This window comes from Acinetobacter sp. TWP2-2-3 (genome assembly GCF_049896445.1).
Lineage (GTDB): Bacteria > Pseudomonadota > Gammaproteobacteria > Pseudomonadales > Moraxellaceae > Acinetobacter.
In genome coordinates this window covers 248,635-262,915 of sequence record NZ_JAFCUI010000002.1, presented here as the reverse complement: position 1 = coordinate 262,915, position 14,281 = coordinate 248,635, and the positions used below count along the sequence as shown (strand labels likewise).

The 14,281-nt window shown below is 42.4% G+C and carries 9 protein-coding genes and 1 tRNA gene (1 of these 10 cut by a window edge); 6 read left to right on the top strand and 4 right to left on the bottom strand.

Going from position 1 to position 14,281, the window contains the following annotated elements:
- Positions 1 to 125: 125 nt before the first annotated feature.
- The 3 genes from ACP7AK_RS04675 to ACP7AK_RS04665 all read right to left on the bottom strand — a co-directional run bounded on the left by ACP7AK_RS04675 (position 126) and on the right by ACP7AK_RS04665 (position 8,381).
- A complete protein-coding gene (locus tag ACP7AK_RS04675; RefSeq protein WP_425878823.1) occupies positions 126 to 3,254 on the bottom strand; it encodes an efflux RND transporter permease subunit in 3,129 nt (1,042 codons plus the stop codon).
- 172 nt (positions 3,255 to 3,426) lie between these two features.
- Positions 3,427 to 6,522 (bottom strand): multidrug efflux RND transporter permease subunit, encoded by a 3,096-nt coding sequence (locus ACP7AK_RS04670; protein WP_425878821.1) that lies wholly within the window; start codon positions 6,520 to 6,522, stop codon positions 3,427 to 3,429.
- A 257-nt stretch (positions 6,523 to 6,779) separates the two neighbouring features.
- Positions 6,780 to 8,381 carry an isocitrate lyase gene (locus tag ACP7AK_RS04665; RefSeq protein WP_004280550.1) on the bottom strand — a complete coding sequence of 534 codons (1,602 nt, stop codon included), beginning with the start codon at positions 8,379 to 8,381 and terminating at the stop codon, positions 6,780 to 6,782.
- 662 nt (positions 8,382 to 9,043) lie between these two features.
- On the opposite strand from ACP7AK_RS04665, the gene ACP7AK_RS04660 reads away from it, so the two are divergent.
- The 3 genes from ACP7AK_RS04660 (at position 9,044) to ACP7AK_RS04650 (ending at position 11,828) form a co-directional block, all read left to right on the top strand.
- Positions 9,044 to 10,033 carry a LysR family transcriptional regulator gene (locus ACP7AK_RS04660; protein WP_005103940.1) on the top strand — a complete coding sequence of 330 codons (990 nt, stop codon included), beginning with the start codon at positions 9,044 to 9,046 and terminating at the stop codon, positions 10,031 to 10,033.
- A 127-nt stretch (positions 10,034 to 10,160) separates the two neighbouring features.
- Positions 10,161 to 11,483, top strand: coding sequence for a hemolysin family protein (locus ACP7AK_RS04655; protein WP_004280552.1), 1,323 nt, complete (start codon positions 10,161 to 10,163; stop codon positions 11,481 to 11,483).
- 66 nt (positions 11,484 to 11,549) lie between these two features.
- Complete coding sequence (locus ACP7AK_RS04650) at positions 11,550 to 11,828, top strand: hypothetical protein (protein WP_180086290.1); 279 nt, start codon at positions 11,550 to 11,552, stop codon at positions 11,826 to 11,828.
- Between the two features lie 41 nt (positions 11,829 to 11,869).
- Here the strand turns inward: ACP7AK_RS04650 and ACP7AK_RS04645 are convergent, their stop codons facing one another.
- Positions 11,870 to 12,376, bottom strand: a complete 507-nt coding sequence (locus ACP7AK_RS04645; RefSeq protein WP_004280554.1) for a hypothetical protein — start codon at positions 12,374 to 12,376, stop codon at positions 11,870 to 11,872.
- A gap of 174 nt (positions 12,377 to 12,550) precedes the next feature.
- Between ACP7AK_RS04645 and ACP7AK_RS04640 the strand changes: the two genes are divergently transcribed.
- The 3 genes from ACP7AK_RS04640 to ACP7AK_RS04630 all read left to right on the top strand — a co-directional run.
- Positions 12,551 to 13,279 (top strand): hypothetical protein, encoded by a 729-nt coding sequence (locus ACP7AK_RS04640; RefSeq protein WP_004645749.1) that lies wholly within the window; start codon positions 12,551 to 12,553, stop codon positions 13,277 to 13,279.
- A 170-nt stretch (positions 13,280 to 13,449) separates the two neighbouring features.
- A tRNA-Leu gene (locus ACP7AK_RS04635) sits at positions 13,450 to 13,535 on the top strand.
- A gap of 91 nt (positions 13,536 to 13,626) precedes the next feature.
- Positions 13,627 to 14,281, top strand: partial view of a hypothetical protein gene (locus ACP7AK_RS04630; RefSeq protein WP_425878817.1) — the 5' portion only. The gene runs 161 nt beyond the window's last position; the window shows 655 of its 816 coding nt (coding positions 1–655); its start codon is at positions 13,627 to 13,629; its stop codon lies off the right edge, out of view.

Below are 14,281 nucleotides of genomic sequence, written 5' to 3'. Positions count from 1 at the left end.
TTATCCTGATCCCTATGTATGCTAATTTTTTCATGTGAATAATTTTAATGATCATGCTGCAATATGACGATATTTTTTGTATAAATCAATTCCTCGATATTTAGCCAGAAAAAAGCCTGACTGAGTCAGGCTTGTTCACTTTCTAAAGATGGATGCTCTATCACCACTGATTTAGAAACCGTTTTTTTAACCATCAGACCACGGATCAATACATACATAAAGGGAATAAACAGCAGTACCAGTACAGTGGCAAATAGCACCCCACCAAAAACACTACTGCCAATCTCCTGCCGGCTGATTGCACTGACACCGGTGGCAAACATCAAAGGCAGTACGCCCGCTGCAAATGCAATGGAAGTCATGACAATAGGACGCAAGCGTAAGCCCGCAGCCATTATCGCGGCCTGAACCGGAGTATGACCTGTCCGCTCTGCTTGTGCAGCAAACTCTACAATCAAAATTGCATTTTTACAGGACAGACCGATAGTCGTCAGCAAGGCGATATGAAAGTAAATATCGTTCGCAAAACCAAACCAGACACAGAACAGAATACTTCCTCCCACGCCCAGAGGAATCGCGGTCAACACCACAGCAGGAATCGTCCAGCTTTCATAGAGTGCCGTTAAACATAAGAAAATAAAGGCAATCGAAATTAGATACAAGAAAATAGCTTGCCCACTGCTACGTTTTTCTTCTAAGGCGGCTCCACTCCAGGCCAAATTTACTCCGTCTTGTTCATCGACTAAAGCTTCGACATCTTGCATGGTTTGACTCGAAAATTGATCTTTGGGAATACCTGCATATACAGGCACGGCGTTATAGCCCATATAACGGTTGATACTATTCGGTCCACCTTGCCAATTCAGCGTAGTGAATTGATTAAACGATAACATTTCGCCTTTGCTATTACGGACATGCCAATGTGCCAAATCTTCAGGTTTAGAACGGAACTCCGCTTCGCCTTGCATGATGACCCGTTTGATTTGCCCACGATCAATAAAGTCGTTGATATAAGTACCACTCCAAGCCGCAGCCAACGTACTGTTAAAACTTTGCTGAGGTACGGCATATTTGAGTAAACGTTCTATATCCAGTTTAATATTCAGCTCTGCACTTTCTTTGGGTACATCAAGTTGTAAATATTCAATCGATGATTTTGCTTTGGCACGGGTTTCAATCTCAGAGAAGGATTGCTGTAAAAACTCGCTACCCCTTGAATCTAGATCTTGTAACCAGAAGTCGACCACACGTCCATTACTTGACATAGAAGGCGCCATAAAGAAAATCTGGGCATTGGCATGATTGGCAAAGTGCTTTTGTGCACGATCTACAATGGCAAAGACGGTATCTTCAGGATTTTTACGCGCTGCCCAGTCCTTTAATACGACAAAAAGCTGACCACGATAAGGCCCAACTCCAACATTGTTTCCACTATACCAAATCCCAATGCTCTGGATGCGCTCAGATTCATGCTGCATTAAATAGTCTTGGACTTCACGCCCGACTTTTTCTATCTCAGAACGTGGTGCATTACCCGGCATCACAATTTGACCCATGACAAAGCCCATATCTTCCGTTGGCATCAAGCCTTCGGGCAAGGTTTTATAAAGCCAGCCAAAGCCTAAAACACATATACTAAATACAGCCAACATCGTCATTTTAAACTGCATGCTACGTGCAGAAAGCTTTTGGTAATGCATGGTGAGCTTATCCATGCCACGATTAAAACGCTTTGCCCATTTTGGTTGATGTGGTTGACGCTTTAGCAGTTGCGCTGCAAATGTAGGGGTGATGATAAGTGCTACCAATAAAGAAAGTAGCATTGCCACGACCAACGTGATGGAAAACTGACAATAGATGACCCCTGTCATACTGCCAAAAAATGCCATGGGAATAAATACAGCCGTTAAGACCAACGTAATCCCGATCAATGCACCGCTAATTTCCTTCATTGACTTTAAAGCTGCAGCCTGAGCATCCAAATGTTCTTCATGCATCAAACGTTCAATGTTTTCCACGACCACAATGGCATCATCGACCAGCAGGCCAATCGCCAAAATCAGGGCAAACAAGGTAAAACTGTTTAAGCTCATTCCTAATACATACAGCACCGCAAATGTGGCTAAAACTACAATCGGAATCGTGACTGCAGGAATAATAGTGGCGCGCCAGTTTTGCAGGAAGATAAACATCACCAAGACTACCAGTACCATCGCTTCAACCAGAGTTTTCGCGACTTGTTCAATTGAACTGGTAATAAATGGGGTTTTGTCCATGGTCATACGTAATTGATAATGTGCAGGCAAATTGGCTTGGGCATTTTTCAATACCGTTTGCATCTGCTCTGAAACCACAATCGCATTACTCCGTGGCGCCAATTGAATCGATAATGCAGCGGATAAATGACCGTTGGTATAATTTAAATGGTTATAACTTTCTGCCCCTAACTCAACACGTGCGACATCTTTCAAGTACAGTACTGAACCTGAATCTGTTGTTTTCACAATAATTTTTTCAAATTCATCAATGCTACTTAAACGTGATCCTGCACTGACCTTGGCATTCATGTATTGATCTTGTGCTGTCGGTAATCCACCAATAGAACCTGACACAAGTGGTGCATTTTGTGCCTCGACTGCATTGCGAATATCACTCGGCATCAGATTAAATTGGCGTAGTTTATGTGGATTGAGCCAAATGCGCATCGCATAGCCTGCGCCATAAAGCTCCACCTCACCCATTCCGTCAATACGGGAAAAACGCGGTTCGACATGCACCATTAAATAGTCAGCAAGCTCTGTCGGTGTCGCCTTCCCTGATTCATCATATAAACTCAGTAATGCAAATTGATCATAACCTTGTTTATAAACAGCCACTCCATTTTGCTGGGTTTCTTCAGGCAATCGACTTAGCACACCATTGACCGCATTTTGCACTTGCAACAGTGCCTGATCGAGATCCACGCCTTGCTCAAACGACAGGGTCAGATTTGCACGTCCCACGCTACTGTTGGACTGAAAGCTTTCCAAACCTTCAATGCCTTTTACCGCTTGTTCTAAAATTTGCGTGACCGATTGCTCAACGGTTTCCGCAGATGCACCACGATACCCCGCAGAAACCCCTAACGCAGGTGCGTCCATATTCGGCATATGCTCAATGGGAATTTTTTGCAGTGCAAAAATTCCTAATACCATCATGATAATGGCAATCACGGCTGCAAATTTAGGTCGATAAATAAAAAAGTGTGACAACATGAATAAAAATCCCCATCAGATGCATTCTCACGACACATTCTTGTATGAATAGATGATTTTTATAGCAATTTTCACACCATGCTGAAAACGCAACCAGTCATTGGACGAGTTTTGGCGATAAAAAAATCCCCGTATAAACGGGGATTTTTCAGCTCTAGAGTTTTCCTTTATTTTAAGCACGCGATTTTTTGATGATGAGTCGACGAATTAAAACATACATAAATGGAATAAAAATCAGCACCAGCAATGTTCCAAAAATGACACCACCAAATACACTCACCCCAATTTCCTGACGACTCACCGCACCAGCGCCTGTAGCAAAGACCAGCGGTAAAATCCCTGCGCCAAAGGCCAAAGAAGTCATCAAAATTGGACGTAGGCGTAAAGACGCACCTTCTAGTGCGGCTTCTACTACCGATTTACCTTGTTGCTGCGCTAATGAAGCAAATTCCACAATCAGAATGGCATTCTTACAGGACAGACCAATGGTAGTCAGCAAGGCAATCTGGAAATAGATATCATTCGGGAAACCAGCCAGATAACTGAAAATAATATTGCCGCCAATCCCGAGTGGAATAGCTGACATCACGGCGGTTGGAATGCTCCAGCTTTCATATAAAGCCGCCAGACAAAGAAAAATAAAACCAATTGAAATCAGATACAGCCAGATCGCCTGATTATTGGACTGTTTTTCCTCGAAAGAAAGACCGCTCCAGACCACATCCACCCCTTCCTGCTCGGCAACCAAAGCTTCCACATCCTGCATGGCCTGACCGGAACTGCTATCTTTAGCCCGATCCGCTTCCATTTGCAATGCGGTATAACCCATAAAGCGGTTGACCACTTCAGGGCCACCACTCCAGCCTACTTGCGAGAAGTTGCTGAAAGGCACCATCTGATTCTGGTCATTGCGCACATGCCACTGTGCCAGATCTTCCGGCTTAGAACGGAATTCAGCATCACCCTGCATAATCACCCGTTTAATCCGGCCGCGATCAATAAAGTCATTGATATAACTGCCTCCCCAGGCACTGGATAAAGTACTGTTGATTGCCGATTGGGTCAGACCGTTGGCCATGGCCTGCTTCTGATCAATATTGACACGTAGCTCTGCTTTGTCAGGATTAGAACGTTTACCCAGATTTTCAAAGCTTGTATAGTTGCCCGCCCGAGCTTCCAGCGCTTTAAATTGCTGTTCCAGATATTGCCGGCCATTGCCATTGATATCTCGAATCCAGAAATCCAGACCATCGGTTTGTCCCAGACCATTGACTGAAGCTGGCATGGACACATTAATTTGTGCATTGCGATTACTCTGGAAATGCTTCAAGGCACGTTCACGAATCGCTTGTGCAGTATTGTTCTGACCGGAACGCTCATCCCAATGTTTTAATGCCACAAAACCGGTCGCCAGATTCTGACCAGTTCCAGAGAAATTTCGCCCATAACGGATCATCACCAGATTGACATTGGCTTGTTCCTGATCCAGAAAATACTTACGGACTTCCTCTCCGATCTGAATGGTATTTTTCATCGGGGCGCCTTCCTGCAATTTAATTTGCAAGCTTAAGATCCCCTGATCCTCACTTGGTAAAAAACTGGTTGGCAAAGCACGATAGAACAGCGCAAACACACCGATCAATCCGGCAAACAGCAGCAAACAGATCGCCTGACGCTGAATCGTGAGTTTAGACAAATTCAGATAACGATGTTTTAAATGCTCCAGTTTCTGGTTAAACCAGGACGCCCATTTTGCCGGTTTAGGATTCGGTTTTAGAATAAGCGCGCACAATGCTGGGGTTAGAATCAAGGCCACCATTAAGGACAGCGACATAGCCGCGACCAAGGTGATGGAGAACTGCCGGTAGATTACGCCAGTCGATCCACCAAAAAAAGCCATCGGAATAAAGACTGCGGTTAAGACCAGTGTGATTCCGATCAGTGCCCCACTAATTTCCTGCATGGACTCCAAGGCCGCGTCCTTGGCAGACAGTTGCTTTTCATGCATCAGCCGTTCGACGTTTTCTACCACCACAATAGCATCATCCACCAACAGACCAATCGCCAGAACCAGCGCAAATAAGGTTAAGGTGTTGATACTCATACCCAGTGCATACAGCACCGCCATCGTACCTAAAATCACCACTGGAACAGTCACGGTAGGAATCAAAGTTGCACACCAGTTCTGCAAGAAAATGAACATCACAATGATGACCAAAATCACGGCTTCGATCAGGGTTTTGACTACCTCTTTAATTGATTCTTGAACAAAAGGCGTATTGTCACGTGGATAAGCAATTTTATAGCCTTCAGGCAATTGCTGGGAAATACGGGCAATTTCAGCCTTAATCAGATTAGAGGTGGCAATGGCATTGGCCCCTGAGGCCAGTGAAATACCCAGACCTGCTGATGGATAACCATTATTGGTACTATAAGACTGATAATTTTCAGCACCCAGTTCTACTCGCGCAATATCTTTCAAATAAATAAAGCTGCCGGCACGATCCGATTTGACAATAATATTCTGGAATTCTTCTACAGTTTTTAGCCGTGAACCCGAAGTAACTTTGGCATTCAGGTATTGCTCGTCTATGGCGGGAAGATCACCAATCGCACCAGCAGCGACCTGAGTATTCTGGGCTTCAATCGCAGCACGCACATCACTTGGCATCAGGTTATATTGTTTTAATTTTGCCGGATTCAGCCAGATCCGCATCGCATATTGTGAACCAAAAACATCCACCTCACCAATGCCTTCAATCCGGGAAATGTCCTGTTCCAGATGGGTCATCAGATAGTCGGAAAGTTCAATATTGTTGCTGCGCCCCGACTCATCATACAGGCTAATTACCATATGGGTATCACCGAGCGATTTAAAGACATTGACACCTTGGCGTTGTACATCTTCCGGTAATCGGTTTAGTACCCCATTAATCGCATTTTGTACCTGCACCTGTGCAGTATCCGGATCGGTACCATTCTCAAAGCTAATGCTGACCCGGCTGCGTCCTGAAGAATCACTACTCGAACTGAAATACAGCAGATGATCAATGCCTTTGATTTGCTGTTCCAGCACTTGAGTCACGCTTTCTTCCACAGTTTCCGCAGAAGCGCCGCTATAAGTTGCTGCCACCGTTATCCTTGGCGGGGCAATGTCCGGATAACGTTCCACTGGCAGGTTCATCACTGCGAACAGGCCGATTGCCATGACAACAATCGCCAGTACCCCAGCAAAGATCGGGCGGTGGATAAAAAATTTAGACAGCATAAGTCCGGGTCACTTTTAATTAAATAGGGGTAAATTGATGCAGAACATAAGCATGCTATATCCAAATATTCAGTGACATAGCACTAGAATGCAAGAATTAAACACATAAAAGCTGCGATAAAAACCAATCATGGAGAAATTATGGATAATCCCTCTTGAGCACGTTCTTGAGATTGCTCTTCCCTATTTATTAATAGCATTTTTCCAAACAAAAAACCCTGCAGATGCAGGGTTTTTTAGTGAATCAATTGAGCGGATTAAGCGCTGAACTGGTTCATTGTGTTTTTAGAATCATCACCAGCTTTCAATGCATTGTCACCAGCGAAGATTTCTTTGTGGTCATCACCGATGTCAGAACCAGCCATTGCTTGGTGTTTAACACATGCGATACCGCCGCGGATTTCTTTACGTTGTACGCCAGCAACATAAGCTAACATACCTTCAGTACCGAAGTAACCTTGAGCAAGCTCATGAGTAGAAAGTGCAGCTGTGTGGTAAGTCGGAAGTGTGATCAAGTGATGGAACACACCCGCTTCACGAGCAGCATCAGCTTGGAAGGTACGAACTTTTTCGTCAGCTTCAGCAGCCAGTTCAGTTGCATCGTACTCAGCGCTCATTAACTTAGCACGGTCGTAAGCAGAAACGTCTTTACCTTCAGCAACCCAACGGTCATATGCTTGTTGACGGAAGTTTAAAGTCCAGTTGAACGAAGGCGAGTTGTTATAAACAAGTTTCGCATTTGGAACTGTTTCACGTACACGGTTAACCATGTGAGCGATTTCAGCAACGTTAGGCGTCGCAGTTTCGATCCAAAGCAAGTCAGCACCGTTTTGTAGGCTAGTTACACAGTCAAGTACAACGCGGTCGATTTGCGTGCCTTCACGGAACTGGTATAGACCAGAAGCAAGACGTTTAGGACGGTGAAGTTTACCATCACGCTTGATCAGAATTTCGTCTTCTTGCGCTTCTGAAATGTCGATTTCAGTTGTGTCTAAGTAGCTGATGTATTGAGAAGCGATGTCGCCTGGCTCTTTAACCACTGGGATTTTTTGAGTCAAGTCAGCGCCTTCAGAGTCAGTACGTGCAACGATGATACCGTCATCAAGACCCATTTCTAGGAATGCATAGCGAAGAGCGTGGATTTTCGCGATGAAGTCTTCGTGTGGAACTGTTACTTTACCAGCTTGGTGACCACATTGTTTCGCATCAGAAACCTGGTTTTCGATTTGTAGTGCACAAGCACCCGCTTCGATCATTTTCTTAGCAAGTAAGTAAGTCGCTTCTTCGTTACCGAAACCAGCGTCGATGTCCGCAATAATTGGTACAACGTGAGTTTGGAAGTTGTCGATTTGTGAAGTGATTTCAGCTGCTTTAGCAGTGTCGCCCGCTTCTTGTGCTTTTTTAAGTGCACGGAACAAGTCGTTTAATTCTTTCGCGTCAGCTTGACGTAAGAATGTGTAGATTTCTTCGATCAATGCAGGAACAGACGTTTTTTCGTGCATAGATTGGTCAGGAAGTGGACCGAATTCTGAACGAAGCGCTGCAACCATCCAACCAGAAAGGTAGATGTAGCGACGTTCAGTTGTACCGAAGTATTTTTTGTTCGCAATCATTTTTTGTTGCGCGATGAAACCGTGCCAGCAACCTAGTGATTGAGTGTATTTGCTAGAGTCTGCATCATAAGCAGCCATATCACGACGCATAATTGCCGCTGTATATTTCGCAATGTCTAAACCAGTTTTGAAACGGTTTTGAAGTTGCATACGCGCAGCATCTTCAGGACTGATGTCTGCCCAAGTGTTACCGAATTTCGCTTTTAATTCGCGGATTGCATCAATCGCTGTTTGGTATGTAGTCATGATATATTCCTGTAATAATATTAGGATTTTTCTGCAACGAACCGCTCAAATCACACCCTCAATGACTTGTTCAGATTTTCGACGATCCGTTGGGATAGCTAAAGATTAGTGGGCTTATGAAAATTAATCCAATAGTCTGCAAGAATCTTCAGTATTTATTTAAAAAATGAGTAGATCAAAGTCTTAGTACAATCTCGATAAATTATATTAAGATACTGTTTCATATAAATTTATTTAAAAATAAAAATGGATAAAATTTCCGCATGTTGCTTAAAAATAATTCATTAGACTTAAGTCTGGATATGGGTTTTATGTCCTTTTATTTTTAAAAAATGCTGATCTTTGATGATTTATTCAACTCAAGGAATTCTTAATTTAGTTTACTTTTCACTCAAATCTTGAATGCAAGAATAGCTTTTATGATTTTCTTTTAAAGCGAAAAGAGGGCTTTCATCCCAATCTATAAAAAAGGCTAAATGATGGTCCATTTAACGTGCATCTTTTTTCTTATGTACACTGTAAATAATAGAGTCTAAGCCTGTGTTAATTCTGTAAACTTTATCAGTGAGCACATGGCTTTTTTTCATCGGCGCTTTACACAAGGCCCGGCAATTATGGCATAATCATCATAATTTCTTGTATTTATTCTCGGTATTTCTTTTATGAATCTGGAGCGGGTCGATCTCAATCTATTAATTTATCTTGATGTACTTCTTCGCGAAAAAAATGTCACACGTGCAGCAGAACAATTGGGTGTTACCCAACCTGCCATGAGTAACATTTTACGCCGATTACGCAATTTATTTAATGATCCCCTCCTGATCCGTTCTTCTGAAGGCATGACCCCAACCGAACGTGCCTTAGAATTACAACCACGTATTCGGGATGCACTGGCTGACTTGTCGATGATTCTGGAACCACGTACCGAGTTCCGTCCTTATACCTCAAATCGTGTGTTCCGGATCATGACCTCGGATTATGCAGAAGCCACGCTGGTTCCACGTCTGGTTAAAGCCCTACGTTCAGAAGCACCGAACGTGGTATTAGACTTCCTGACGCCAAGTGACGTGTCATATCGTGACATGGAACAAGGCAAGGTCGATCTGGCAATCAACCGTTTTAATGAAATCCCGCAAAGTTTTCATCAGGTTTTGGTCTGGCGTGACAGCTTTTCTTGCCTTTTAAATAACAAGCATCCTGCCGCAAGCAACTTAAACCTTAAAAGTTACCTGGATGCACAGCATATCTGGGTTTCCAAAACCGGTATGGGTGTTGGCTTCGGGGTAAATCCTGAAAAACAGGCCGGTTTAGGCTGGATCGATCAGGCTTTAGAACGTATTGGCCAGAAACGTAAAATTTCGGTTTTTACCCGTCATTACCAGATGCCGGGGTTATTGGCTTCCAATGTTGACTTAGTCGCGACACTGCCTTCACGTATCGCACGTCTGCAAGCCAAGAATCACAATTTAATTCTAAAAGATCCGCCGTTTTATATTCCGGAATTTGAATTAAAAATGGCATGGTGTCCTTTATTGCATCATCATCCGGCGCATCGCTGGTTACGTCAGCTGATTTTATATGTCGCCCGCCAGATGATTGAAGAAGAAAACCGTGAATTCCTGAGCAATAATTCTCAATTTTCACATTATTAAACTCAAAATCTTCTAAATTCTTATTTTTTAAGATTATACTTCGAAGACTTGAGATGTCATTGTTACACCTCAAGTCTTTTTTTGTGTTAAAAATATCCCAAGATACTATTCATCCACAGGTGGATTTGTGAGCCTCTTACAAAATATTGTGATTATCTTAATACTCATCACGGGGGCCGGTTTTTTATCTTTAACTGAAATCGCCCTCGCTGGTGCCCGTAAAGTCAAACTCAAAATTCTGGCTGAGTCGGGTGATCATCGCGCTCAAAAAGTTTTAGATCTACAAGAAAATTCTGCAGACTTCTTTGCAGCCTCCCAAATTGGTTTAAATGCAGTTGCCATTCTTGGTGGTATTTTAGGTGAAGGTGCCTTCCGTCCTTATATTTATAATTTTGTTTCCCGCTTTTACCAAGGACCTTGGGCTGACAATATCAGCTTTGCGCTTTCCTTTACGGTCGTCACTTCATTATTTATTTTATTTGCAGACTTGATGCCGAAACGTCTGGCCATGATTGCGCCAGAAAAGATCGCAGTCTCAGTCATCGAGCCAATTCAGATTTTCATTAAAGTCTGCAAACCTTTGGCTTGGTTTATCAATGCGATTGCCAACATGCTGTTCCGTCTGTTTAAAGTAAATACTATTCGTGATGACAATATTACTTTTGATGATATTTCTGCAGTGATGGATGCCGGTGCACAGGCAGGCGTGCTCCAGAAACAGGAACACCATTTCATTGAAAACGTATTCGAGCTGGAAGAACGTAACGTGCCTTCGAGTATGACCACACGTGAAAATGTGGTGTTCTTCACCTTAAATGAACCGGAAGAAAGTATTCGGCAAAAGCTGGCGGAATACCCCTATTCCAAGTTTCTGGTATGTAGCAATGACATTGACAGTGTGATTGGCTATGTCGACGCCAAAGACATTCTGGTGCGTATTCTGAACAACCAGTCGCTGCTGCAACTCAATGAAAATACCATCCGTAATGTCCTGACTATTCCTGACACTTTGACCTTATCGGAAGTTCTGGACCGTTTCCGTTCCACCAAGGAAAAGTTTGCCGTCGTCATTAATGAATATGCGCTGGTCGTTGGCGTGATTACCCTTTCTGATATTATGATTACCGTGATGGGTGACTGGGTGACGCCTATTGAAGCCGATCAGCAAATTATTAAACGTGACAATAATTCCTGGCTGATTGAAGGCAGCACGCCGATTGAAGACATCAAGCATGCGCTTGAAATTGATGAAATGCCTGATGATGAGAACTATGAAACCATCGCTGGCTTCATGATGTATAAATTACGCAAGATTCCACGTCCTGCAGATGCCGTGATATTTGGTGCTTATAAGTTTGAAGTGGTGGATGTCGATCATTTTAAAATTGACCAGTTGCTGGTGACCCGCCTAATCGAAACCAATTCAGTTATTCAAGAAGAATCAGATTAATCTGGTTCTTCTTTTTAGCCCTCTATTTAAAAAATTATTCTAATAAAAAAATCCATAAGGTGAGTGATGAATATTTCTGCATTATTGGCATGTCTGTTTTTTTATTCAGCCCTGTATTTGTTTTACTTCTTCTTTGCCAAACAACAGAATCCCCTGCTTTTACTCGCAGCCATCATTCTGATGGTTTTAACAGTTTTCATTATTCCCTACCCACATGAACGTCGCCGTCAAGGATTCGACTCCACCTTGAGATTTGGAGAGTATTTTTATTGGCCCTTGATTACCTGGTGGCGTTTATTTATTTTGCCCATCAGTTGGCTGATTGCACTGATGTATCGTGATTAAAAAAGCACCCGAAGATGCTTTTGTTTATATCTAGTTACAGCTTAGATTTTTGCTAATAAAGCCTCAAGAACGGCTTGATAGTGAATCTGGATATCATCTTCTAAAATTTTGTAGGCATTATCGAATTGCACCATAGGCCAGCCTTCTTTCCAGAATGGGAAAATATTATGCAGGTCATGGGTGACAATTGCATCTTCACGCACAATTGCTTGGGCAATTTGTGACAGTACCTGTGCAGTTTCAGCACCATCAATTGCCATATAATCAATACCGCGCGCTTTTAAAATACGGATTCGGTCTTTTTTATAACGGATTTTTTTGATTTGTGCTGCATTCAGACCCAAAGCCAAAGATACGGCTTCGACAAACTTGTCTTCAAATGACTGATTCAATGCTACTAAGGCTGCTTTATGCGCTTCCTGACGACCAGCTTTACCACCCTGACGAATTGCTGCTTGCGCCTCAGTATTTAGCTCATCCTTTTTCATACTTTGCAGGATGTCTAAAATTTCGATGTCGCTTAACGCCTGAGGAGATTGATCAGTCATAAACTGTCCTTAAAAAAATAAATCTTGAATCGGCTATTTTCGCATAATTCGTCGCTAAAAAACTAAAATCTTCATGATTAAAACAGTGCTACGTTCTGAAACTGCATTTCTTCTGCGATTTTGCGCAAAATCGACTATAGTGCTTCATCTATATATTAAATTAATCTCTGGATGATGCCCACTACGCAAGTGACTTTGTTGCTACAGCAACTTAAGCGCCAATATCCGACTGCATTTAAAGGAAATTACCTGTTTTACAGTCAGATTAAAATCCGTGGAATCTGGGGTAAAGCCAAGCTTTTAATTCCTTGGGCCTTGGCCGCCATGATTTTTGTTCCCATCAGTTTGATGTTAGGAGATTTCGTACAGCAATCTTTTGTGCAAATCAGCGAATTTCAGGCGCAGAGTTATGCCATGTTGGCCATTCTACTGTTCCTGATGTTGAGTCTCACCTTGATTCTGTACCAGATTCAGCATTCTTCTTATTCGCTGTATCAATTATTACGGCATACCCCGATCAAGATGGCTATTGTGATTTTGATGCAAGCCTTAAATCTGGTCTTTATACAAAGCAGTTTGCTGATGTGGAGCTTATTCTTCTTTGGCGTGAGCTTTGGTTTTGTGCGCTTTTATCGAGAAAATTTATTCAAGGAAAATAGTAAAAATACTGAGCACTATCAGCTACAACAATTACGTAAAATCTGTTTTTGGGCTTATAAACAAACCTGCCTGATCCGACTAAAATTACGTTTTTATTCAAGCCATGATCCTCGGTATGCCGAACTAAAACAGCAATTAAATCACTATGCCGGGTTATATACGCGGCTGCTGAAATATGAGCATCAATATTGTAAAACGATCAAGCATCTAGATGTCGACAGCTATCTGGATGAAAATTCATAGTTCTCTCTATCCTTTTTCATTGGCCATCTTAAAGATCTGCAAATATTGAATTTTAAAAAACGTTGATTTGCTGATTTTTAGAATAGAAGCCACGGAATTGCTTGAAAAGAAAGCAATCATTTCGGAATTTGCTTGCCAAGCTTTATTTCGTCCTCTATTATTGCGCACATGCCCGAGTGGTGAAATCGGTAGACACAGGGGATTTAAAATCCCCCGCCCACAAAGCGTGCCAGTTCGAGTCTGGCCTCGGGCACCATTTTAATATTTATTAAAATGGTGCAATAAAAAATCCAGCATTAGGCTGGTTTTTTTGTGCCTGAATTTTATTCTTTTAGCGCGAAATCCCCATGTCAGAATTAAAACACTTTGATCTCGCTACATTACAATTACGTCATCCAGACGCTTTTTTCCTTAAGCTGCGTTATAGCCGCTTTAAATTTAATGCCTTGCAAAATATCCAGTTTGTTATCGCGATTAATTTACTGTCCCTTCTGGTCTGTGTAGCCTGTAGTCTCAGCTCCGTATTTCTGGAATATTATTTTTTCAAGAATGCCACGATTGCCCTTAATGTCACCTTAATTGTGCTGATGGCACTGCTTTATCCTTATATCTGGCATGCACAATATCAGGCGCAATTCAGCTCCAAAGCCTATAGTCAGCGTTTGCAAAATTGTCTCTATCTGCAAATTCCAATTTTTCTGAGCTTATTGCTCAACCTTTATCTGATTCATTCGGATGTACTGGTCATCATTAGTATGATCATTTTAGCGATTTCTTCCTTTGGGGTGGTCATCCTGGAACCTTTATTTAAAAGTTCCTGTAGTGCGATTGACCAGATCAGGTTGCAGAAACTCCGACAACTGGCTTTTTGGGCTTATCAACAATCCAAATCAAAAACACCACAACAGATTCAAGGTCAATCGAATCTGCAGGCTTATTACCAAAACCTTTATCAGCAATGCATGAATGAAGAGCAACAATTACTCGGCTCAATTCGCTTTA